The following is a 25,211-nucleotide window of genomic DNA, read 5'->3' on the forward strand; positions in this document are numbered from 1 at the left end:
GAATTCAATAGACATATGTGTCTTTAAATCATGAAAATTTCGTAATTTAGTATATTAAAACCAAGGTGATATTGAGACATTTACAATATCACCTTGGTTAATATAAAAATAACATAAGAGAGAATAAAAATGTCAAAAACATTAGTAGAAAAGATTTGGGATGCTCACGTCGTCAAGCGTGAAGAAGGGTTTCCAGATATTCTGTATATCGACACCCACTTAATTCATGAGGTTACTTCACCTCAAGCTTTTGATGGCTTACGCAAAAGAGGAATTCCAGTCTTTCGTCCAAAGCAAACGGTAGCTACTGCCGACCATAACGTACCGACCCTCAACCAACATTTACCGATCAAAGAAGAGTTATCGCGCTATCAAGTCGATATGCTGACCAAAAATTGCGCTGAATTTGGCATTGAACTCTATGGTTTGGGACATCCTTATCAAGGGATTGTACACGTGATCGGTCCGGAGTTAGGTATCACACTGCCGGGTAAAACAATGGTCTGTGGAGATAGCCATACCTCGACACACGGTGCCTTTGGAGCTATTGCATTTGGTATTGGAACCTCTCAGGTTGAACAGGTCTTTGCGACGCAATGTTTATTGCAGTCCAAACCTAAAACCATGAAAATTGAAGTCAATGGTACCCTACAAAAGGGTGTTGGCGCAAAAGATATTATCCTCTATATTATCGCTCAGATTTCTGCGGCAGGTGGGACAGGCTATTTTATCGAATATGCCGGTTCAGCAATCCGCTCGTTGAGTATGGAAGCGCGGATGACCATCTGTAACATGAGTATTGAAATGGGCGCTCGTGGCGGTTTAATTGCACCCGATCAGATTACATTTGATTATGTGAAAGGCCGTGAATTCGCGCCAAAAGGAGAAGATTGGGACAATGCCCTTGCCTACTGGAAAACATTATATTCAGACGAAGACGCGATCTTCGATAAGGTATTGACATTTGATGCAGCAGATATCGCTCCGATGATTACCTATGGTACAAATCCGGGCATGGGTATGGGTATTGCAGAACATATCCCAGCAACCAGTGCACAACCGGAATCGGAAAGACCTTCGTATCAAAAAGCCTTAGACTACATGGGCTTTAAAGACGATTCCGTTGTCTTGGGTAACCGTGTTGATTATGTATTTATCGGGAGCTGTACGAATTCCCGTATTGAAGATTTACGTGAAGTAGCTTCTTTCGTGAAGGGAAAACAAAAAGCACAGGATGTTGAAGTATGGATCGTACCGGGCTCCAAACAAGTTGAAAAACAAGCCAAAGAAGAAGGTTTGGATAAAATATTTGAAGCCGCGGGATTCCAATTGCGTGAACCAGGATGCTCGGCATGTTTAGGAATGAACGAAGATAAAATCCCGGCAGGCAAATATTGTGTTTCAACTTCAAATAGAAATTTCGAAGGCCGTCAGGGACCTAATGCACGTACCATGTTGGTATCGCCACTCACCGCAGCAGCAGCAGCAGTAACTGGCAAAATAACAGATGTTAGAGAGTTGATCTAAGAAAATAACTATAATATATTAATCTAAAAATGAAAAGTAACATTAAGATCACATCTATCATCTTAGCCGGAGCGACACTTTTTACCAGTTGCGCAAGCACAACAATGATTCAGTCAAATCCAGTTGGTGCAAAAGTTTATATTCAAGGTGAATATGCGGGGACAACACCATATTCTTATAAAGACACAAAAATCGTTGGTAGTACGACTAACCTGAAAATTGAGAAAGAGGGGTATGAACCATTCTCAACAAGTTTCTCACGAAATGAAAAAGCTGATGTCGGCGCTATTATAGGCGGTATTTTTGTCTTGGTTCCATTTCTATGGACAATGAAATATAAAGACCAACATACATACGAACTAATACCATTGGGTGCAGGGGCAAAAAAAGAAACCACAACAGATACATCAATAGCAGCGAAATTACAAGAGCTGAAAAAGATGTATGAGGACAAGCTCATCACCAAAGAGGAGTACGAACAACAACGGGAAAAGGTTTTGAACAACTATAGTTCGACTGAAAATAAAACAGATAAAAAAACAGAAAGCTAATATTTAAAGCTTTGGGTTTTTTATTTTGACTTTTTAAAAAAATGAAAAAATTTGAAACTTTAACATCACAGGTAGTTCCATTACCTATCGAAAATATTGATACCGATCAGATCATACCGGCACGTTTTCTAAAAGCGACCACACGCGAGGGCTTTGGAGACAACCTGTTCCGTGACTGGCGTTTTGATAGCGAAAATCAGCCTAAAGCAGATTTCGTATTGAATAACCCCACTTATTCCGGAAAGATATTAGTGGCCGGTAAAAACTTTGGTTGCGGCTCTAGCCGTGAACATGCTGCATGGGCAATCCAGGACTATGGCTTTGACGTTGTTATCAGTTCGTTTTTTGCAGATATCTTTAAAGGTAACGCCCTTAATAATGGCGTATTGCCGATACAGGTTTCTGATGAGTTCTTAGCCAAAATCTTTGAATTGGTCCACCAAAATCCAAACACAGCAATTATCGTTGATCTCGAAAAACAAACAGTTATGTTAACAGAGACTGGCGATCAATTTGAATTTGAAATCAATCCATACAAAAAATCATGCTTGATTAATGGATACGATGATATCGATTTTATCCTGAATCAAAAAGATCTAATTGAATCATTTGAAACAACAAGAAAATGGTAGACCCAGTCGTCCATATTGCCAATTTAACTATTCAGCATGGTAAAGATACCATACTGCAAGAGTTAAATTGGCAAATTTTCCCCGGAGAACAATGGATCCTTGGCGGTCCAAGTGGCACGGGAAAAACAACGCTTGCAAAAGCAATTACTGGACAACTAAAATACGAGGGTACCCTATCCTTTCATCTGGATAGGGAAAGCCCTTTGCCAGCGATTGTGCATTACGTCTCTAATTGGTTTCAATTTACCAATCTGGAGGGTGATCGCAATTTCTATTATCAACAACGCTACAACAAATTTGCAAAAAACGATACCTTAACGGTCTTTGCGGAATTAAAGCATTTTGCAAAGGATGAACAGTTAGCCTTTGAAGATGTCGTACCCTACCTCAGCGTCTTTGGATTTGAAAACTTCAAAGATCAGCAACTGATCGAACTTTCCAGTGGCGAACACAAAAGGCTACAGTTGGTCAAAGCGCTATGGCTTCAACCACAGGTCTTGATTATCGACCAGCCTTATACCGGACTGGATGTACAGTCCAGAAAAGATTTGAATCAAATCTTTGATCAACTTGCAGAAAAGGGCGTATCACTCCTGTTGATTACAAATGATGATGAACAGCCGGATTGCATCAATCGCTTTGCCGAAATCCAGGATGGGAAAATAGTCATTCGCCAAAACAGCAGCGAAATTTCGAAAGGAGTACCACGAAAGCGAAAGGAATTACCTTATTTTTTACAGAAATCGCCAAAAATCTCCGCCCCGATTATGGTCAAGATGAAGCAAGTCCATATTTCTTATGGCGATAAGGAGGTTTTAAAAAACATTGACTGGGAAGTGAAAGCAGGTGAAAAATGGCTATTGCAGGGTCATAATGGCTCAGGGAAATCAACTTTATTAAGTCTGATCAATGGAGACCATCCGCAGGCCTATGCCAATGACATACACTTGTTTGGTAAAAAACGGGGATCAGGAGAAAGTATCTGGGAAATCAAAGAACACCTTGGAATTATTTCGCCCGAATTACATTGGTACTACGATATGAATGCCAACGTAGGCCAGACCATCGCTTCAGGTTTTTTCGATTCAATGAGCCTTTATCAGAAATTAGGCTACGAGCAACAGCAGAAGCTCGATCAAGTGCTCCATTTTTTTGATCTCAAAGATGTAAAGCATAAAACTTTAGGATCTTTACCTTTAGGTCAACAGCGACTGGCACTCCTCGCGAGAACGATCGTAAAACATCCCGAATTACTTATATTAGATGAACCTTGTCAAGGCTTGGACAAGGAGCAATCGCAATATTTCAACGATGTGATCGATGACCTGAGCAAGAATGGGCAGACGCTGATATATGTCGGTCATTTTCAGAGCCAATTGCCGACCTGCATAGATAACAAGATGGTACTGGAAAGAGGTGAAATTAAATCCGTGGAACGAGTTATCCACAAAAAAGAGGTTTTATCAACATAAAAATTGTGGAAAACCCATTAATTAGAAACAAATAAAAAAAAGATAACAGATCAGGCACGAGCTAGCGTCTCTGTACTCAGATCTAATATCTCAATACTAAAATACAATGAACAAAAATATTTTAATCATACCTGGAGATGGCATTGGCCAAGAAGTAACAACCTGGGGTAAAAAAGTTTTAGAGAAAATCGGTGAAAATTATGGCCATGAATTCAACTTTGATGAGGCCATCATGGGACATACTGCAATTGAAGCGACTGGCACCCCACTTCCAGATGAAACATTGGCGAAGGCAAAAGCATCCGATGCCATTCTTTTCGGTGCAATTGGACATATCAAATATGACAATGATCCCTCAGCTAAAGTAAGACCAGAACAGGGCTTATTGAAAATCCGCAAAGAACTAGGACTTTACGCCAACCTTCGTCCAATCCTTTTGTTTGATGAATTATTGGATGCTTCAAGCCTAAAACCTGAGATTCTTCGCGGCACCGACATTCTTTTCTTCCGTGAGTTGACAGGCGATGTATATTTTGGTGAGAAAAACCGTAATGAAGACAATACCTTTGCTTCGGATCTGATGAATTACCACCGCTATGAAGTAGAGCGTATCGCACGCAAAGCTTTTGACGCAGCCCGTACACGTAACAAAAGATTATGCTCGGTTGATAAAGCCAATGTCTTAGAAACCTCTCGCCTTTGGAGAGAAGTAGTCCAAGAGATTGCCAAAGAATATCCAGATGTGGAAACGGAGCACATGTTTATCGATAATGCAGCGATGCAATTGGTTAAAAACCCGAAAAAATTTGACGTTGTATTAACGGCTAATCTTTTTGGTGATATCCTGACCGATGAAGCTTCACAAATTGCCGGTTCAATGGGTATGCTGGCTTCCGCTTCAGTGGGTGATGGCACAGGTTTCTTTGAGCCTATCCACGGTTCTGCACACGATATTGCGGGTCAGAATAAAGCAAATCCACTTGCTTCCATTTTATCTGCAGCCCTAATGCTTGACATTAGCTTTGGTCTTCAGGAGGAAGCAAAAGCAGTCACCAACGCTGTGGCTGAAACGCTGAAAGCTGGCTGGAGAACAGGCGACATCGCCAATAGTAGCACCGATCCTTCAAAAATCTTAGGTACGCAGGAAATGGGTGAAAAAGTATTAGCGTTTATTAAATAATAATGAGATATGCGTGGGGAGTTTTGCTTCTTACGTTTTTTTATAAATCTTTTGAATTAAGAAATTATGTTACACGATCCTAATCATCTTTATATCTTCGACACCACATTACGTGATGGCGAACAGGTACCAGGATGCCAATTAACTACACCAGAGAAAATTGAGATCGCGAAGGACTTAGAAAAACTGGGGGTTGATATTATCGAAGCTGGCTTTCCTGTTTCCAGTCCCGGAGATTTTCAATCTGTAGTAGAACTATCCAAGGCGGTGAATGATGTTATTATATGCGCATTGACCCGTGCCAATCAGAATGATATTGATGTAGCTGCAGAAGCATTGAAATTTGCCAAGCGTCCGCGTATCCATACCGGCATTGGCTCTTCGGATATGCATATCAAGTATAAATTCAATAGTACACGTGAAGAAATTTTAGAACGTGCAGTAGCGGCCGTAAAACATGCCAAATCCTATGTGGAAGATGTAGAGTTTTATGCCGAAGATGCGGGTCGTGCAGATCTGGAATTTTTAGCTAAAATGGTTGAATCTGTCATTGCTGCTGGCGCGACAGTCGTAAATATTCCAGATACCAACGGCTACTGCTTACCGGACCAATATGGCTCTAAAATCAAGTATCTCAAGGAAAATGTACGCAATATTGATCAGGCAATTATCTCGGCACACTGCCATAACGATCTAGGACTTGCTACTGCGAACTCCATCGCAGCTATACAGAACGGCGCCCGTCAGGTTGAATGTACCATCAATGGAATCGGTGAACGCGCGGGAAATACCTCATTGGAAGAAGTAGCAATGATCCTTAAAGTACATAACCAAGCTTTCGGCAGTTTAACGTCAAATATCGATAGCCGTATGTTTACCTACCTGTCCCGTAAGGTGAGTGAAATGATGAACATGCCTGTGCAACCCAATAAAGCAATTGTTGGCCGGAATGCCTTTGCCCATAGTTCAGGTATCCATCAGGATGGCTTCTTGAAGCACCGCGAAAATTACGAAATCATCCGACCAGAAGATGTAGGATTGGACGAAGCAGATATTATCTTAACGGCACGTTCAGGTAGACATGCACTTAAACACCATTTAGAGCGTCTGGGTTTTCATCTTGAAAAAGACGATCTAGCGGATTGCTATCAACGCTTTTTGGTTTTGGCCGACGAAAAGAAAAATATTTGCGATGATGACCTAAAAAGCCTCATCCAAGAAAAAATATAAAAAGGAAGGCTGCACATGCAGCCTTTTTTTATCAGGAATACATTTTTAAGAGGATTCTGCAATAACATGTATAAACTTTTTTGTACTATGTACGCCTGATCTTTTTCATAAAAATCAACTAAATTTAAATCAAATTTAAACACAACATAGGTAGCATCTCTAGCATCGCGGCGGATATCCCCGTTTTCTTTACTACCTTCATTAGACATATCATCTAACTATGAATCTATCAACCCTAAACATCGATTCCGAAGCTACGCTTGAACGTATCAAATCTGTGGTCAATCGTACGCCCTTACAATACAATCGGCATTTATCTGAAAAATATGGTGCGGAAGTCTATCTCAAACGAGAAGATTTACAAGTGGTACGTTCCTATAAACTGCGGGGTGCCTACAATAAAATTATTTCGTTGACAGAAGAGGAAAGACAACGTGGTGTGGTCTGTGCCAGTGCAGGTAATCACGCCCAGGGTGTAGCCTTTTCATGCAACAAATTAGACATTAAGGGCGTTATATTTATGCCTGGACCAACCCCACGTCAAAAGATCTCCCAAACCGAAATGTGGGGCAATGGCAATGTTGAAATTGTATTGACCGGCGATACATTTGATGACTGTCAAAAAGCGGCTCTGGCCTATACGGAAGAACATGGAATGACTTTTATTCCACCATTTGATGATCTCAAAGTTGTAGAAGGACAAGGTACCGTAGCCGTGGAGGCACTACAGGATCTACCCGATATGGATGCTATATTTATTCCGATCGGTGGTGGTGGACTAGCTGCAGGTGCAAGCTACTACCTGAAAAGTAAAAACAAAGCAATCAAGTGCTATGGCGTCGAACCTGAGGGAGCACCATCGATGCAGGCCGCATTGGAAAACGATGCCCCTTTTGAATTGGAGCATATCAACAAGTTTGTGGATGGGGCTGCTGTGAAAAAAATAGGAGCCACAACATTCGCCATTGCCAAGCAACTGCTAGATGATACACGTTCCATCCCCGAGGGTAAAATCTGTACCTGCATTCTGGAACTATACAATAAGGATGCAATCGTGGTTGAACCTGCGGGCGCACTTTCAGTCGCCGCATTGGAGTTCCACAAAGACGAAATTAAAGGCAAGAAAGTCGTCTGTATTATCTCTGGTGGAAATAATGATATTGACCGCATGAGTGAGATCAAAGAATTGTCTTTACTTTATGAAGGATACAAGCATTATTTTATTGTCCGGTTCCCACAAAGACCGGGCGCGTTGAAACTTTTCGTTTCCGAAGTTCTCGGGCCTAAAGATGATATCACCCGATTTGAATTTATCAAAAAAACAGAACGGGAAAGAGGTCCCGCTTTGGTCGGTATTGAGCTCAACAAGCCTGAAGATTACGAAACACTGATCGCACGGATGAAAGAATATAAATTTGATGTTATCGAAATCAATAAAGATCAAACTTTATTTGAGTATCTGGTCTAAAAATATAAATCGGCCATTTTAGGTATAAAATGCCTCCAGAAGTTTAACAAACTTTATGGAGGCATTTTTATGTCTCAAAAGCCACAGTCCCATTGTCAAAACTTTACAGCAGGCCTCTTCTGCAAATTACATTTTTATAGCTTGACAAGAACAAAATGGGAAAAATAGACTCATTTGTCAACCATTCCGAACATCAGTCTGCGCTATTTGCGCCAGTCCATTATAGTGGTTAAAATTTATGCTATTTTTCATGATATAAAAATCTTATATTTAAGTGTTTAATCAATACTACAAGAAAAATGAGAGTACTAATTTTAACGATTCTGACCTTAATAGGCCAGCTTACCTTCGCACAGGAAGACAAAAGTAAACGTCCAAGCCCTCCGGCCAATACGAAAGTAACGACCACCGACGGTGTGACAATCGACATCAACTATAGCAGTCCTTCGCTAAAGGGCCGCAGGCTCGGCGTAGATATCGCCTCTATTGGAAAAGTCTGGCGTACGGGCGCCAATGAAGCCACCACGATCGAGTTCAACAAAGATGTACTCGTAGAGGGTAAAAAGCTAGCAGCAGGGAAATACGGTCTTTACAGCATCCCCGGAGAGCATGAGACAACCTTGATGTTCAGCAAAGTGTGGAACCAATGGGGTACAAAATATGATGCTAAAGACGATGCTCTGCGCGTTTCTGTTAGCAATAGTACCAGCAGCAATATGCAGGAACAGTTCAAGATAAACGCGACCGCAGATGGGAATATTTCACTGGAATGGGGAGAATATGCCGTCCCTTTTAAAGTCAAGGCAAGCAACTAGCGGATCCCATAAGTCCGTTTTATAACAATAGGCTACCGGTCAAAGTACGACGGGTAGCCTATTGTTATAGGATCGGAAAGCTTTTATATGGTCAAAAAGCAATTCGTATGCTTAGTCAATAATCGTCTTTTCAGTAACGGTCTTATCTGTTTTATTCAAGCCGTACTTTACCATAAACGCGTTATACTCCTCCTCATCACGGTTCATTTTTTCGTACCAGTTCTTTTTTAGGATTAGCGTCGTAATACCCAATACAAGGATTGTTGTAAGTAAACCCTGCCCTTGTTTGATCACAATATACATCGGCACCAAGGTTAGACAACATTGCCATACGATACCCACCGCTACATTCACCATATCCCGTTTGAAATGATTATTCTTCTTGAGATCAGGATATTTTGCGAGCGCTTTTTGATGAATAGGCCTCCAGAATCCCCAAGGACGTACACGCACATAAAAATCGACTAACACGTCCTCTTCGGTAGGCTGGGACAGCCATGTACCAGCAAAGCAGCCCAATAGGGATAAGGCAAACAAAACAGGAAAGAAATACAGCGGCAGTGTATCCGGAAAAATTTGCGGTAATAGGATTGCTCCAAATATCCCTGTCAACATTCCCCAGAAAAATCCGGCACCGTTAAAACGCCACCAATGCCATTTCAATACATTTGCTGCGATATAACCACCATAAAGAGCGGAGACAATCCATTGCAAAACCGAATTTATATTCTGCACATACAAACCTATAACCGTGCTGCAGACGACCACTGCAATCGATACAATATAACTTAGACGGATCTGCTTTTTGGGAGAGGCAGACCGGTACATAAACTTCAACAGCACATCGTTTACTAGATAGGCCTGTGCAGCATTCACCGTTGATGCAAAAGAAGACATAAATGCCGCCAATAGACCTGCCAACAATAATCCAGTCAGCCCAACTTTGCCGAAGCGGCTGATTGCTTTGGGCAAGATGATCTCAAAATCCATCTGATTGCCCATCTGCGCAAATTCATCCCTAAAAAACACAAGAGCTAGCACTGTGAAACCCATGATCATCAGATAACGCGGGATAAGTAGGATCACCGACACCGAACCACTCATCAAAGCCGCCTCCCTCGGAGATCTACAGGCCAATATCTTCTGCATATCATAGTTGGCCGCCGGTCCTGCCATGCTCATAAATATACCCTTAAACAGCATCATCATGACAAATACGGTAAAAAGATTATACTGATCATTGGCGATCCGGTCCATGATGGAAGGAAGTAAAGTACTCCAGTCCAGATCCAATTGCCAACCAAAGAAGGGCGAATCCCAACCTTCTGGCGTATTAGCCGCCAATAGCTCGGGACTAACCTGCTGCATGGCAATCACAGCAATGGCAATCCCCGAAATAATCATAATGCCAAACTTGACTATATCCGCCCAGACAATACTATGCATTCCCCCAAGCATGACGTAAAAAGTCGTGATTGCGGTAAAGAAAATGCCGTACAATTGTGGCGCCATTGCTGGGTCAATCGTCAAGGGAATAAAGCGGGATACCTGCTCCCATGGAAAAAAAACCTCCATGAATTTCCCTATCCCAATAAAACCATAACATAAAAACCCGAGTACCGCAACAATAGCGTATAGAATCACAATGGTGTACGCCCCGTCTGCACCCCGACCATGACCAAAACGCGTACGGATCCACGCTGCTCCGGTCAGAACATTGGAACGTCGAAGCCAGACAGATAAATAGACCATCAAAAAGATCTGATTGAAAACAGGCCATAACCAGGGAATCCACATACTTTTTAAGCCATATACAAAAGCAAGATAGACCATCCACATGGTCCCCGAAATGTCGAACATACCTGACGCATCAGAAATACCGAGCATATAATAAGGCAGGGTCTTCCCGCCTAAAAAATAGGAATCGAGATTCTTGGCGGCTCGTTTTTTGAGGATCAAACCGATTACAATCATCGCTATTAAATAACTAACGATGATAACTATATCTATTACGGAAATTTCCATGAATATTCTTTTCGTGGTCATCCGCAATCTACAATTATATTTCTATTTCTCCAATTGATCAATTACGACCGACACCGGGTAATGATCGGATATCCCTTCAAGTGCTGCGCCATTATGAGCTTCTACCTGTTGCACATGCGGGGCTAAAACTTCAGATAACAAAATATAATCCAAACGTTCGGAAACAGCAGGCAGTCGGGCGTCTCCCCATTTCCAATTATAGAGCGTGGCTGTAGGGAAGCTAGCCCGTTTGGACTCAGGAAACACAGCGCGTCCGATACAATCATCAAAACCTGCAGCCATAAAAGTTGACAATACACGATAATCAAATCTACTACCGTTCATATTGCCATATTGTGGATGCTCCTGATCCCATTTTCTTAGATTCGCCTTCAATGCAGACTTCGGCTCCAACCAGCTGGCATCCAACGGAGAATAAGCGTTCAGGTCTCCCATAATGATACAGTTGTCCAAACGGTTAGTCTTTATATATTCTACAATTTGTCTTGCCTCTCCCAGTCGATATTTCCAGGAAAAGGGGCTTAAATGGGTCACAATAAGATCTAAGTTTTTGATCTTTACGTGTAGCATGCCATGCCAGAAGCTATCCACCTGCGCTTTGATCAGCGTAATTGGATAACGCGAGGAGATACCGACGGGGTAACCTTTCTCTTTTAATAAAACCGTATGGGGATGGCCATATGTTTTGGCCAATTGTACGAGATCTGTTTGCTTAAAATCGACCAGTTCCTGCAATGCAACAATATCAGGTTGCTCTTTTCGAATCCAATCACTAAATTTGTCTTTACGGTCCTGCTGCTTCTCAAAACCATTCCAGATATTATAGGAGATAATTTTTAAGGTACCCGATTCTTGAGCCCGCACCGAAAACGCCAAGCTGAAAAGACTGATCAAAGCGAGAATTTTAGCACAAACATTCTTTAACATAGCATTGTTTTTTTTCATTGCACATTTTGTTATCATATATTTCATCGCGCCTTTGCATAACGCGTGCTAAGCACACTATTTTAGGCATACAATTTACGATCATTTATTGTAACTCGGGTACACTTTGTATTTCTTGTTGATCGAGTGCTATCGTGAAAGCCGACCGACCTCCCCCCGATTTTTATTATTTGTATACCGCATATTATCATCAATTAGATTAATCACTTTACGCAGTGATTCTGCTGAACGGAGTCCGTCTGCCGGTGTATTCAGGCAATAATCCAGCAACTTCGCCACAGAAGAAACAGCAACATGTGTGCGCGTATCGCTAGAAGCATAATAAATGTACACCGTTCCATCCGGATCCATGATCCAGCCATTGGAAAAAAGCACATTGGATACATCGCCCACCCTTTCCTCTCCTTCCGGAGCCATGAGATAGCCCGCAGGTTCCGCGATTAATTCACTTGGATCCGCTAGGCTCGTGAGATAAAGATATAACACATAGCGTAAACCCGCTGCAGTCCCCCTGACACCATGTGCAAGGTGCAACCAACCTTTTTCCGTCTTTAGTGGTGCCGGTCCCTCCCCATTTTTAAGTTCCTTGATTGTATGATAAAAACGTTTATTAATAATCTTTTCCTCCCGGATAACAGCTTTAGTAATATCCTCCACTAGGGCCCATCCGATACCGCCGCCACTTTTTGCCAAAATAAAATCGTCCTGTGGGCGTGTATAAAATGCATATTTGCCCTGCACAAACTCAGGGTGCAGTACCACATTCCGTTGTTGGCTGCTAGCTTCTAAATTAGGCAGGCGCTCCCATTGTATTAGATCCTTTGACCGGATGATCCCCGCGGAAGCAACCGCACTGGAGAGATCTCCCGGAGCAGCATCTGAGGCACGACGTTCACTGCAGAAAATCCCATAAATCCAACCATCTTCATGCGCTGTAAGCCGAAGATCGTAGACATTGGTTTCATCAGCTTCCGAATCTGGAAGTAAGACAGGATGATCCCAAAAACGAAAATGGTCAATACCATTGTCACTTTCGGCAATTGCAAAAAAAGATTTTCGGTCTACCCCCTCCACACGAACGAATAGCAGATACTTTCCTTTCCAATACAAAGCTCCGGCATTCATCGTCGAATTGAAGGCAATCCGCTCCAAAAAATGAGGATTTGTCAAAGGGTTGAAATCGTAGCGCCAGGTCAGCGGAATATGTTCTTTGGTGACGACAGGATTAAAATAACGCGTAACGATTTTACCGGCACTGGATAATCCAACATTTGTTTTTTCGATTAATAAACGCTGTGTTTCAATAATGTAAGCTTGCTGGCATTTAAAGGATTCGGACATAAAATTACGTAAGTTCAAAAAATAGTTTATTATAGATTCGCTGGATAAAGTGGCATACGTGTCACCCGGTGAAAAGCAGTGCCGCTACTAGTTGCTATTTCAAGTTCAAACAGCACTTCTTTTGTTTTTGGATCAATTTCCATCAAACGGCCTCCGGTCCCTATGCTCGTTTTCACACCCATACCAGGGAAAAATAGCACATTGCCCGTTTGCGACAGGTATTGAACCCCTGATAAAGCCTGAGAAAATGCACTTCCTCCCCTTTCTTTTCCATATGACCAAAGCTGTTGGACTGTTTTTTTGGTCCTATCAATTTTATATTCTACAACTCGGCTATAATTGTTTGCACCGGATCCAAAATTGGGAATCCAACTTCGGTTGTAGCCATTATCAAAGACTAATATACGATCTTCGGAAAGCGCTACTGGCGTATGAGGTCCCCAAGGCCAATCAAATCCTGCGCTGCTCGCATCACCATTGATGACAGCAGGATCGGTAATAACTGTACCATCTTCGGCAATAGGTTTCAACAACAACGATTGGTAATTGGCACCCCAGAATTTATGCGGTGAAATCATCCATTGGGGTTGGCCAGCGCGGTTAAAACGTATAATCCCTTGATAACGTAATGTAGCTAATAAGTCATCACCTATTTCGGCAATGGAGTTGTTGTGTGCCCAGTTATTTGCTGTCTGAGAAAATGCAGGCGGTGTAATACCATCAGGTTTTACGTAACGGGCAGTATCCAGCTGTTTAGCCAGATCCCACTCATTGACCAAGGTCCCTGTTTGGGGATTCAGTTCAATGATAAAGTCATTGACCCGCGGCTCACCGTTCAACAGTCGCGCCGCTGTTTTTGTGACTGTTATTAAAAAATTGCCGTTGGCAGCCTCTGTAATTTCATGGTGAAATCCGAATCCCAGTTTAGCGAGATCCCATTCGCGCTTCAGATTACCGAACATATCAATTTCTACTACCCTTTGCTGTGCCTGGTCGCCGGCGATAAAAGTGCCACTTTTTGTACGTTTAAGACCAATGGAATAAGAGAGCCGCTGCAATTCGGGAGATGATTTAACCAATAGAAGCCAGCGCAATTCCCCTTCTTGATCAACCATATAAGGAAGAGAAACATCCGCTTCGCTTCTTCCGGGATAATGCACCAGATTGACGCCGGGTTCCATTTTACCGGCTTGGGCTTTTACTATTTTCCACCTCGGAAAGTCCTGTACATTCAATGCTTCAGTCTGGATATGTATGGTCGTTTTCCCTCTTTCATTGCCCTCCCGATCGGTAAAAATCAGATCGACAACGTTATTATAATCGGCATACAAACCCAATATGGGAATACGCTGACGTTGCGTTTCGCTTGTACAGAGATGGCTGATCGTACCTTGTTTACCGTGTTTGCCGTGCACTATTACCTTCACACGACCATATGTTGGTAATCCGACATCCACTGATGCCGCCAAGGGATTGTATCCCGAAGGATTGATTTTAATGTTCTCAACGATATAATCAAGCGATGTACCTTTCGTTGGAATTGCCAATTTGGAACCATCACTAAATGTAAGTTCAGTTCGCCAGCGGGCTAGTTCAGCGTCTATTTTTGAAATGTTCTGCAGTGGGACATTTACACTTCCTTTTTCAAAATTGAAGATATACTCATCCGTTTTCTTTGTGACTTCTAGCAGCAATTCGCCCCCCTCTACCTTTGCATTCAAGGATTGTTTGGCAGGTAATTCTACTGGCGTTTCTCGATCTTTCTTACAAGAAACAAACAGCAACAGAAAGGTTGCTCCATATAAGAACAAATCTGCAAAAGTACTTCCTATTTTTCTCGTTGCTATCATACATTTATTTTGTTAAAATGGCGCTTTTTCTAATATTCCAGTAGCAGGAATTCTGCTACTGGATAAAAATTTAGGTTTATGTGTGCAGTACTGTACTATCATTTACTGCTGTTTGAGGAATAAAATTGTTTAATTACCGCTTTTTATACTGCAAAAAATACCCAGCGGCTTGTCAGCTGAAAATTGAATACCATAAAAATCTGAATTGCCTGTTCTCTTTTCCCCCAATTGAGGAATCCAATATTCATATTCAAACATGCCCGCCCCATAAACTGAAATACTATAGGTGCCCTCCGGAATATTTTCGTATAAAATATTAGACCAGGGTGCGGAAGGAAAACTCAAATTAATGACATCATTACCGCGCCACAACTGCACACCTGCTGTTAAGGTGTACGCGGTATTATTGTTCAGGCGAAGCGTCGCACCAGCAACAATTTTAACGGTGCCTTGAGTGGCCAAGTTCTTTTCAACAGTTTGTTTACCTGGTTGCACATTTTTGTCCTTATCGGAAGTAGAGTTTGCATAGGCAGAGCTAACTGCTGCACAAATTAAAAGTGGAATTGATTTTAAAAAATTCATAATTTACTATTTTTAAAATTATAATTGAGTTTATCATTAAAATTTCTCACCAAGTAAATTGGATAGCTTACAGCTTGTAACCATAAACAAAGCTGTAAGCTATTCCTGATTTATCTCCACAACGGATGCTGCTGAATTTTTGTGTTGGTATTTATCTCGCTCTCTGGCAAAGGCAAATAATAATGTTTTGGTTGAAACTCTGCGGCACCCTGTTTTTTGTTATCTACAAAGATCTTTTTCATATCGGCATAGGCATACCAACGTTTTAGATCGAAAAACCGATGCCCCTCAAAGAAAAATTCCAATTCATTTTGCCTGATTACCTCTTTCATCAATTCATCTGCATTGGCCCAAGTTTTATTTGCCAAACCTGCGCGATCGCGAACGCGTTTTAAACTAGCGGCAGCTCCAGCAGTATTTCCATTTCGAGCACAGGCCTCTGCATGCAACAACAATACCTCAGCAAAACGCAGCAAACGAAAGTTATTGTTTGTATTTGCAGCATCATACATGCTGTTACCCCCAGATACATTTCTAAAGAAATTGGTATATTTCTTAATCAGGAAACGTCCTTCCTTATTATCAATTTTCGGATATACCAAGCCGGGATTTGCTGAAATCTTTGCCATGGATTCCGACCACAACTTATCAAAAGAAAGATTTCCGAACCAGGCTCCATCCGTAAGACCAGTTTCATAATCCGAATATTTCCAGTAGAAACTGGTGTACATCCGCTTATCAAAGCGTGTGTCTGATCCTTTCGGGCGCTCTTCTGCTATAAAATCACGAACGACAGAAATACCAGGTACCAATTTAAACCAGGCTCCCGTGCCAGCAGGTCCTGCAAAATTGGGGATAATAAAGCCCTGACGACTATTCGGGTTTTCTGATCCCCAGATACCATCTGAACCATATTTACCGTCGTATACCAACTCCCAAACTGACTCCTTATTGAGCTTTGTGTTATCTTTGAAATTATCTTCAAAATTTTCAACTAGATCATAGTTATATGGAGCAGTTAATAGCGCTTTCAACTCGGTTTCGGCTTCTCCATATTGTTTGGTATAAACCAATGCCTTTCCTAAAAAGGCAATCGCTGCCCCCTTCGTTACTCGACCTGCTTCTGCAGCGGGACGGGTCACCGGCAAGTTTTCCTTGGCAGCCTTAAAATCTAGAATCACTTGCTTCCATACGTCAGCCTCAGGGCTTGATGGCTTGTTTTCAGGGTCAACATCTGCCGGAACCAGTAATAGCGGTACATCCCCATAATTGGAGGCAAGCAAAAAGTAATAAACACCACGCAAGAAAGTAGCCTCTGAAATCAATTGCTTTCTCTTTGTTTCATCCATCGCAACTTTACCAATATTATACAAAAGCACATTGGCTCGGTTAATTCCATTGTACAAACTTCCGAAATCGCTTCCTCCAGTTCCTGGAGAATTTAGAAATGTAGCGTATTCCCAAGTAAACCTTTCCTCCCCTGCCAGAAACCAAACATCATCCGCACGATTCATCGTCTGCCACCCTGTATAGGCCCCATAATATCCTTCCATCTGTCCTCGGATAGGGGAATAAACTGTCGCCATAGCCGCCTGTACTTCGCTTTCATTCGACCAAAAAATCTCCGCTACTGGCTTATTGGGATTAATATGATTGAGAAAATCTTTACTACAGCTTCCCATTAATAAAAGAAGCGCAGCGGCCGCTGTATATTTTTTAATTGAAATCTTCATTTTTGTCATTTTAAATTTTAATCGTAAAACTTCTGGCAATCCATTAGAAATTAGCCTGTAAACCAAACATTATTGTTCGTGCCAGCGGGTACCGACCATGATCTGTACCTGCCGTCATTACCCCAGTTTGACCGACACCATTATCATTGTTGCTCGGGCCCAAATCAGGACTATATCCTTTGTATTTCGTTACGGTAAACAGATTATCTGCTGCTAGATAAATACGCGCATTTTTTAAAGTCACCTTGTCTAACCAAGCATTTGGCAGCGTATACCCCAGTTCTATCGTTTTCAAACGGAAGAAAGCTCCACTTTCCAACCAACGGTCGCTTACCCTACGAACGTTGCCATTGGGATCCTCACGCGTATACCGTGGAATATCGGTATTCGTATTCGTTGGGCTCCACGAATTCAAAAGACTGGTCGAGTAGTTATGCACCTCACTTGTGCTCTCTATCCTTGCACGTGTATAATTATAGATCTTATTACCATACATGCCATCAAAGAAGAAAGCAAAATCAACACCTTTATAATCCAGACCACCTCGAATACCATAAGCTAACGAAGGATAAGGACTACCCATGTATTGACGATCATTGTTGTCGATCTTTCCATCGCCATTGTAGTCGATAAACTTAATATCTCCAGCTTTGGCGGTAGGTTGGATCACTGTGCCGTTCTCCGATTTATAGGCCTGTACCTCAGCATCTGACTGGAACAATCCATCGGTTTGGATCAACCAGAAGCCTCCAATTGGGTAGCCGACTTTAGCCCAGCTGATTACTCCTTCGCCTTGTGGATTATAACCTTCAAATTCTTGTTTATTTCCAACCGTAATAGCTTTCATTTTATTTTTAACGGCAGAAGCATTGATTCCGATATTATAATTTACTTCCCCGATTGCGTCACGGTAGCTCGCGAGAAACTCAAATCCTTTGTTACTGATCGTACCAGCATTCATCACCGGTGATCCTGATTTTCCAGCAGAAGGAGGTTGGTTAATTGATAAAAGGATATTTTTCGTATTTCGGACATAATAATCTGCACTGATTCTTAGCTTGCTTTGCAGAAAAGCCAGATCAATACCGACATTGCTCGTCTCGGTTTCTTCCCAAGTTAGATTAGATGGCGAAACCCAGCTTGTCCCAGGGATTGCTCCTTGCCACCATACCCCACCTTGGATATAGTTGATTCCATATCGTGTAACATTTTGCGTTGTGTAGTTAGCAATCTCCTGATTACCCAGGCGGCCATAAGTTGCACGAATCTTAAATTCATTGACTGTATTTTTTGCCTTTTCAAAGAAACCTTCATTCATTACGTTCCATCCTAACGCTACCGATGGAAAAACGCCATATTGGTGTCCATTATCAAACTTAGAAGATCCATCTCGACGGACTGTTGCCGTAAATAGATAACGATTATCATAAGTATACATCACACGCCCAAATTGCGATATCATGGATGCTTCCTGCAAACTTCCTGAAGTCGATTGCTCTGCCGGCGATGCCGCATCAATTGCATCTGTTCCAGTTGGAATATCAAGTCTCTTGGCGCCAAACCCTCTGTTCGAATTTTCCTGCGCTGAATATCCAGCCAAAACAGATAGTGTATGCTTGTCAAATGTACGATCATAGTGCAAAGTATTTTCAATCAACCACTGGTTATTGAAGAAAGCACTCTCATTCAATGATGACTGTAAGACAGCAGTACCATCGGGACGTCTGTCAGCTTTATTATAATTCCTTCCAGTGGTCCGATTAATACCAACGTTTAATCGGTATTTCAACCCTTTAACAAAAAGATCTGCTTCTGCATATCCATTGAGCATTATATCCGTCTGATAGACATGATTCGTATACAGATTTAAATTACCGACAGGATTATCCAGATTTTTCATCCAAGGAGCATATGTGGAATATCCCCCAACTACATTCGCATCATAAACCGGTAACAATGGATTTTGACGCAAAATATCTGTAATCACTAAGTTGGCATATTGGCGGTCACCCGATTTAACTAAGAAGGTATTTCCAACACGAAGATGATCATTGAAAAAGTTAAATGTATTTTTGCTGCGTACATTGAAAGATTCATAACCCGTTGTTTTCAGAATACCTTTTTGATTTAAATATCCTCCCGAAATACTATAAGTAGATCGCTCTCCCCCGCCGGCAATATCCAAATTGACCTTATTCACTGGTGCAGTCTGAAAAACCTCATCCTGCCAATCGGTATTTGCGTTAAAGTCTTTCGCCTGCGCAGGCAGATAGCCTTTTTCATCCACAAATTTTTTCCATTGTGGCCCATCCATTAAGCTCATTTTTTTGGGAAGACTCTGCACGCCTGTATACGCATTTAAACTCAAGGTTGCTGCTGTCCCCCTCTTGCCACCTTTTGTCGTAATAATAACAACACCATTGGCCGCCCGAGATCCATATATCGCAGCAGCTGAAGCATCTTTCAAAACTTCCAGCGAAGCAATATCGTTGGGATCTACCGTATTAATATCACCAAATACGCCATCAATGACATACAATGGGTTAGTGCTTCCCATGGAACCGATACCCCGTATATTAATGTTCATTCCGGCGCCCGGAGAGCCACCCGCATTTGAAACACTTACCCCAGCCACACGGCCTTGCAAGGCACCTGCTGTACTCTTCGCTAAATTAGACTGTAGATCTTTACCTGTAACAGAAGCGACAGCGCCTGTCAAATCACTTTTTTTCACTGTACCATATCCGATAACAACAACTTCATCCAAGTCGGTTCCTGATTGAAGTACAATACTATAAGTCGATGCATCATTGACAAGGATCTCCTGTTCCTTCATCCCTACATAGGTAATTTTTAAGGTTTTTCCTTTCTCAACATCAAGCGTAAACGAACCATCCGCATCGGTTTTTGTTCCCCCGGTACCGCCTTTGATGTTTACGGTGGCTCCTGCCACTGGCTTATTATCTGCATCAAGGACTTTTCCCCTTACTTTTTGGGATTGTTGCGCCCAAGCAAATGTGCCATAAGCCGAAAGTAAAAGCAGTAAAGCTGTTTTTCTCATATTTTGTGTATTTAAGGTTTACAATAAATAGATAGATTGTATATAATATGTCTATACTTAATTGGGTATACTATTATTGGTCTATAGGACGAAATTAGAGAAAAGGAAAAGCCAAGAATAGCAAGATCAGGTCATTTGTATTGCACTTTTACTTCATATTTCGGCTAAATAAGCTTCAACAGAACAAACGCAAACGATTGCGCGATCTAAAAAACAAAAGATAATAATGAAAATATGCGACGATCCTGAGATAACAACAACAAATTGAAAAACAACACTTTACAAAAACAGCAACAGCAATTCATTGAACTCTGCATTCATATTTATTGAATTATTCCACAGTTTCAAGCAATTCCATGCACTCTTTTGTCAGACCGCAACATCCCCATCCATCAAATGGGTCAATAGCTGTTTGGCCAATACTATCTTACTTATGTGTAAAGGAATATACAATGGCGGAGCATTGGGGTAGGGTGCAATTGGATCACTAAATAATCATCTGCTGCTTCCGCAGACTATTTCTGTATTCAATTGGTGTTATCCCTTTCTTCTTCTTGAATACACGATAGAAATAGGAAATACTATTAAAACCGCATTGTTCAACGATATCAGCGATTGGGGTCTCCTCCTTTAGCAGCCTGACGGCCATATTGATCCGAAAATCAAGCAAGTAATCCGTAAAGTTCAATGTTGTCGCCGATTTCAGGAAGCGGGAGAAGGTCGATTTGCTCATGTTCATAATCGCGGCCACCATAGGTAGACTTAATTCTTTGTTGATATTCGCTACAACATATTCCTGTAGACGTCCCATAAGCAGTTCACTGTTGCTCAAGACGGAATTTGTTGCCGTAGATAATACACGGATATCTTCCCCTTTTGACAGTTCATAAAGCAGGACAAGCAACTTCATAACCGAATAAAACCCATCGCGTTCCAATGTCAATATGCGAAGCAAGGGGAGCACACGGTCTACCGTATCTTTTCCGAATACAACGCCCCGCGATGCCTTTGACAAAAGCTGTTGTATACTGGCAAATTGCTTTTTATCCAGATATTGGTCAATAAGGGAGGGATGAAACTGTATCGTGATTTCATGAATATCATTGGACTGGCATTCACCATCTTTCCAGGCATGCTCAAGCTCCGGGCTTGCGATGAGTACCAGATCCTGCTCACCGATCGTTTCTATAGAATTACCAATAATACGCTGTGCTCCGGAAGCTCCTTCGACATAATTGAGCTCATATTCAGGATGGATATGTACGGGAAAAGTGAAAGAAGACTTCCGTCTGTCAAAGACCACAAAGCAATCATCAGAGGACAACGGTGACTTTTCGCGAAATATATCAGGTCTCATAATCAGATTTTTTCTCCCTTTGGTAAATTACCCAAACTTAACTAAAATTATACGCATAATCAATCCCCCTTCTTGTCGATACACATTTCCACACAATAACAATAGTCTAATTTACACTGCTGTCCCTGCCCCTCCATACGGATCATCCTACTACCCCTCAATTATAAATGCATTATACTCCAGTTAAAGAGCCAAAAAATACCGACAGGACTCTATTTTGCCAATAGCGATCAGTCAAAAAAATAGGCTGCTTGTAGGCAGCCCATGTTTTTTCGGGAAGTGTCCATTTATCGGGATTCATATTTTGTATTAAGGTGCCCATGAACTCACAGTATCTTGCTTAATAAGCTGAAGAACTTTAAAGCAATCGCCCCTGACAGTTGTCGTTTGCGAAAGCGCCCAAGCCTATTATTCAAATACGATAATTAGTTCTTCAAGTATTTTTCCAGGAATTGATCCTGCTCCCATAGCAGGTGAAAGATATTTTCCTTGGCAACATAACCATGGGCTTCACGTGGTAAAATGACCATACGCACGGGTGCTCCTAAGTTCTTTAAAGCTTGAAAATAACGTTCTGTCTGTAAGGTAAAAGTTCCGGGATTATTGTCTGCCCCGCCGTGTACAAGCAACAATGGTGTCTTCATCCGATCTGCACTGACAAATGGAGACATGGTCATATACAGTTTTGGATCATCCCAAAAATTCCGTTGTTCACTTTGAAAGCCAAATGGCGTCAAGGTACGGTTGTAAGCTCCTGAACGAGCGATTCCGGCAGCAAAAAGCTTTGAGTTGGAAAGCAGATGCGCAGTCATAAAAGCGCCATAGGAATGTCCACCTACAGCAACCTTTTTACGGTCAATATAGCCTAGTTTATCCACAGCATTGATTGCTGCTTCGGCGTTGGCAACCAACTGTTCGATAAAGTTGTCATTCGGTTCCTTCTTACCTTCACCTACAATCGGGAAAGCAGCATTATCCAGTACCGCATATCCTTTTGATACCCAATAAATAAATGAACCATAACTCGGGAAGGTAAATTCCTTTGGATTTGCCGTACTTTGGCCAGCTGTATTTTTGTCTTTATATTCCCTCGGATAAGCCCACATCAACAAGGGTAATTTTTCTTTTTTTGTCATATCATAGCCTGCGGGCAGATATAACGTCCCCGAAAGTTCGACTCCATCCTTACGTTTATAGTTCAGGATTTCTTTATGAACTTTCTCAAGTGATTTGAACGGATTCTCTAATGCAGTCAAGGCAACCTGTTTACCAGACTTCATGTTTTTCAGGTAATAATTAGGATACACCGACGCCGATTGCAGTGAGACCAACAATTCGCCCGTCTTGGGATTTATAATCTCACCGATCCGCTCCTGCAGTTCAGATGCAGCTGCGGTATACAGCCGTTTTTTCTTTAGCGTTTGCAGGTCTAATTCATCGACAAAAGGGAATTCCCCTTCTTTGGTAAAGCCTTTGCCTACAAAAAGCACTTTATCTTTATCGATATACATGCTGTAGTTTCCGAGTGCATTTTTGTGTTGATACACTGTGCCTGGATCGTTATAGATATCCTGACTGTTCCGATCATGCAACAACTTAGTCTCACCTGTAGAAGGATTGACAACAAAAGTCTTCGCATTGCGCGTATCGTACCATTGTGAATAAACCAGCGCGTATTTGTCGTTACCCCATATTACCCCAGCATACCGATCCTTCGTTTTGAAGATCAATTTTCCATTTCCCGTATAAGGGTAATCCAATGTATAGAGCGCATCACGAAATTCCGCTGGTTTGTTGGCATCACCTCCATCCAGGGCTTCAACGTAAGCCAAAGTGGCCGGCTGATCGTCGCGCCATTGTAAGGATCTTCTGCCGGGACGTGTGGAAGAAAAACCTTTGGGCATAACCTCTGTCAAAGGCACCTCATTAACCAGGGCAACCTCCTTACCGGCTAGATCATAGATCCGCGTCTGTTGTGGAAAACGTGAAGCCGGGACCACATACGAATAAGGTTTTGCAATGGTTGTTATCATCACATAGGCCCCATTTGGAGAAAAAGATAGCCCTGTATAGATCGCCTTATCTTTGAAATTGGAAATCGTACCTTCCAGATCCACAAACTGTAGATTGGATTGCACCAGTGTTTCAAAATTCTGTTCGTCCTGTGGATTTTTCAATAGATCCTGATAGGTTCTTAACTGGGATACTTTTCCATCACTTGTCGATACAACTGGCCCTGTAGGCAGGTCTCTTGACGGATCCAATAAGGCTTTTTTCTCTTTTGGCAATGCCATGATCAGTAAGCGCTTTGAATTACCCAACCATTGAAAAGGGACATCCAACGTCGCATTTAAATTGTAAGTGGTTAACTGCTTTACTGTCTTTGTTGCCAAATCCAGCACAAACAAAGCCGTTCCCATATCATTTGTATTGGTAAATGCCAGCAGGCTATTGTCGGGGGAGAATGCAAAATTGGACAAAGCAGGCTTTTGAGGCATTCCTACGAAGTCTTTATCTTCGGTCTGCTGTCCGATTTTTTTCAAACCGATCTTGTTGTAAAAGACGGTCGAACTTTCCATATTGGTCCTTGGATTGATCCTTAATCCTGCCAATTTCATTTCTTCCTGCCCCAGTTCCTCCAAGTTCTTATAAGTCGAACGATAGGTGAATAACATCCACTTGTTATCGCTGGAAATCTTAATTTGGGGCGGCCGGACAAAATCAGCCAGGGCCAAAATTTCGGAACTCGGTTTTTGGAACGTGATATTCTCCTGTGCCTGCGTCTTCAACGACAATAACAACAGGAGAGCATAGCATAGCTTCTTCATAAATTTATTTTGCAAATTAGGGCATTAAAAGGTAATAAATTTATGAAAAAAATCCAAGTTTTGTAGCCGTTTTATGACAGTAAAATTAAACTTAGATTGTTTCGTAAAAAACAGGTAAAATTTGTTTATTTAAAGTTATCCACATTCATAAACGACTATTTACCAACCACTTAACAGTGTTAACTAGCAGTAAACGCATCCTATGACAAACTTTTGCCCAAAATGTGGAAAAGTCAAACTAGCGCTTCGCAAGAAAATATATGATATTTGTTAAGCTAATGAAAGAATTGGCAATTCAACGAAGTAACGACCTTTCTTTTTCTATGAAGATCGGATTAAAAAAATAAACATACACACATGGCAAGAATTATCAAATTTGAGAAAAACGATTGTGCTCCTTGTGCACAAGTATCGGCTTATTTGGATCAAAAAGGTATCCAATATGAAACGGTTAATCCTTTTGATGAACCTGACTTGGCCGCAAAATTCAAAATCCGTACGGTACCAACAGTAATCGTATTGGAAGATGAAGAAATTCAACACCGCATCATTGGCTTTAAACCAGAAGAATTGGCTGCCATTGCACTTTAATA

Annotated in this window: 18 protein-coding genes; 9 read left to right on the plus strand and 9 right to left on the minus strand. The window is 41.7% G+C overall.

What is annotated here, in order from left to right:
• Positions 1-129: 129 nt before the first annotated feature.
• The 8 genes from leuC (at position 130) to ACK8HY_RS11820 (ending at position 8,875) form a co-directional block, all read left to right on the plus strand.
• Positions 130-1,527: a 3-isopropylmalate dehydratase large subunit gene (gene leuC / locus ACK8HY_RS11785; RefSeq protein ID WP_077437045.1), complete on the plus strand. Its 1,398-nt coding sequence runs from the start codon at positions 130-132 to the stop codon at positions 1,525-1,527.
• Between the two features lie 29 nt (positions 1,528-1,556).
• Complete coding sequence (locus ACK8HY_RS11790) at positions 1,557-2,078, plus strand: PEGA domain-containing protein (protein ID WP_416133734.1); 522 nt, start codon at positions 1,557-1,559, stop codon at positions 2,076-2,078.
• A gap of 41 nt (positions 2,079-2,119) precedes the next feature.
• On the plus strand, positions 2,120-2,710 hold the full coding sequence (leuD, locus tag ACK8HY_RS11795) for a 3-isopropylmalate dehydratase small subunit (protein ID WP_077437047.1): 591 nt from the start codon (positions 2,120-2,122) through the stop codon (positions 2,708-2,710).
• Positions 2,704-4,182, plus strand: coding sequence for an ATP-binding cassette domain-containing protein (locus tag ACK8HY_RS11800; RefSeq protein ID WP_416133735.1), 1,479 nt, complete (start codon positions 2,704-2,706; stop codon positions 4,180-4,182). Before leuD ends, ACK8HY_RS11800 begins: the two co-directional genes overlap by 7 nt.
• A 106-nt stretch (positions 4,183-4,288) precedes the next feature.
• Positions 4,289-5,362 (plus strand): 3-isopropylmalate dehydrogenase, encoded by a 1,074-nt coding sequence (gene leuB / locus ACK8HY_RS11805; protein ID WP_416133736.1) that lies wholly within the window; start codon positions 4,289-4,291, stop codon positions 5,360-5,362.
• 66 nt (positions 5,363-5,428) lie between these two features.
• Positions 5,429-6,592: a 2-isopropylmalate synthase gene (locus tag ACK8HY_RS11810; RefSeq protein WP_077437050.1), complete on the plus strand. Its 1,164-nt coding sequence runs from the start codon at positions 5,429-5,431 to the stop codon at positions 6,590-6,592.
• A gap of 220 nt (positions 6,593-6,812) precedes the next feature.
• Entirely contained in the window at positions 6,813-8,060 is a 1,248-nt protein-coding gene (ilvA, locus tag ACK8HY_RS11815) for a threonine ammonia-lyase IlvA (RefSeq protein ID WP_175992065.1), read from the plus strand.
• A gap of 299 nt (positions 8,061-8,359) precedes the next feature.
• On the plus strand, positions 8,360-8,875 hold the full coding sequence (locus ACK8HY_RS11820; protein ID WP_416133737.1) for a DUF2911 domain-containing protein: 516 nt from the start codon (positions 8,360-8,362) through the stop codon (positions 8,873-8,875).
• 111 nt (positions 8,876-8,986) lie between these two features.
• Here ACK8HY_RS11820 and ACK8HY_RS11825 read toward each other — a convergent pair whose 3' ends face one another.
• The 9 genes from ACK8HY_RS11825 to ACK8HY_RS11865 form a co-directional block, all read right to left on the minus strand.
• Complete coding sequence (locus ACK8HY_RS11825) at positions 8,987-10,900, minus strand: sodium:solute symporter family protein (RefSeq protein WP_416133738.1); 1,914 nt, start codon at positions 10,898-10,900, stop codon at positions 8,987-8,989.
• Between the two features lie 42 nt (positions 10,901-10,942).
• Positions 10,943-11,866, minus strand: a complete 924-nt coding sequence (locus ACK8HY_RS11830) for an endonuclease/exonuclease/phosphatase family protein (RefSeq protein ID WP_416133739.1) — start codon at positions 11,864-11,866, stop codon at positions 10,943-10,945.
• A 129-nt stretch (positions 11,867-11,995) separates the two neighbouring features.
• Positions 11,996-13,207: a glycosidase gene (locus ACK8HY_RS11835; protein ID WP_416133740.1), complete on the minus strand. Its 1,212-nt coding sequence runs from the start codon at positions 13,205-13,207 to the stop codon at positions 11,996-11,998.
• A 29-nt stretch (positions 13,208-13,236) separates the two neighbouring features.
• Complete coding sequence (locus ACK8HY_RS11840; RefSeq protein ID WP_416133741.1) at positions 13,237-15,057, minus strand: aryl-sulfate sulfotransferase; 1,821 nt, start codon at positions 15,055-15,057, stop codon at positions 13,237-13,239.
• A gap of 129 nt (positions 15,058-15,186) precedes the next feature.
• On the minus strand, positions 15,187-15,639 hold the full coding sequence (locus tag ACK8HY_RS11845; protein WP_077437055.1) for a hypothetical protein: 453 nt from the start codon (positions 15,637-15,639) through the stop codon (positions 15,187-15,189).
• A 110-nt stretch (positions 15,640-15,749) separates the two neighbouring features.
• Entirely contained in the window at positions 15,750-17,372 is a 1,623-nt protein-coding gene (locus tag ACK8HY_RS11850) for a RagB/SusD family nutrient uptake outer membrane protein (protein WP_416133742.1), read from the minus strand.
• Positions 17,373-17,415: 43 nt separating this feature from the next.
• Positions 17,416-20,433 (minus strand): SusC/RagA family TonB-linked outer membrane protein, encoded by a 3,018-nt coding sequence (locus ACK8HY_RS11855; protein WP_416133743.1) that lies wholly within the window; start codon positions 20,431-20,433, stop codon positions 17,416-17,418.
• A 487-nt stretch (positions 20,434-20,920) separates the two neighbouring features.
• Positions 20,921-21,790 carry an AraC family transcriptional regulator gene (locus ACK8HY_RS11860; RefSeq protein ID WP_416133744.1) on the minus strand — a complete coding sequence of 290 codons (870 nt, stop codon included), beginning with the start codon at positions 21,788-21,790 and terminating at the stop codon, positions 20,921-20,923.
• Positions 21,791-22,215: 425 nt separating this feature from the next.
• Positions 22,216-24,618, minus strand: coding sequence for a prolyl oligopeptidase family serine peptidase (locus ACK8HY_RS11865; RefSeq protein WP_416133745.1), 2,403 nt, complete (start codon positions 24,616-24,618; stop codon positions 22,216-22,218).
• A 357-nt stretch (positions 24,619-24,975) separates the two neighbouring features.
• Here ACK8HY_RS11865 and ACK8HY_RS11870 point away from each other — a divergent pair, with 357 nt between their 5' ends.
• Positions 24,976-25,209, plus strand: coding sequence for a thioredoxin family protein (locus ACK8HY_RS11870; RefSeq protein WP_077437059.1), 234 nt, complete (start codon positions 24,976-24,978; stop codon positions 25,207-25,209).
• Positions 25,210-25,211: the final 2 nt, after the last annotated feature.

Source organism: Sphingobacterium sp. NGMCC 1.201703 (assembly GCF_047784615.1).
GTDB lineage: Bacteria > Bacteroidota > Bacteroidia > Sphingobacteriales > Sphingobacteriaceae > Sphingobacterium.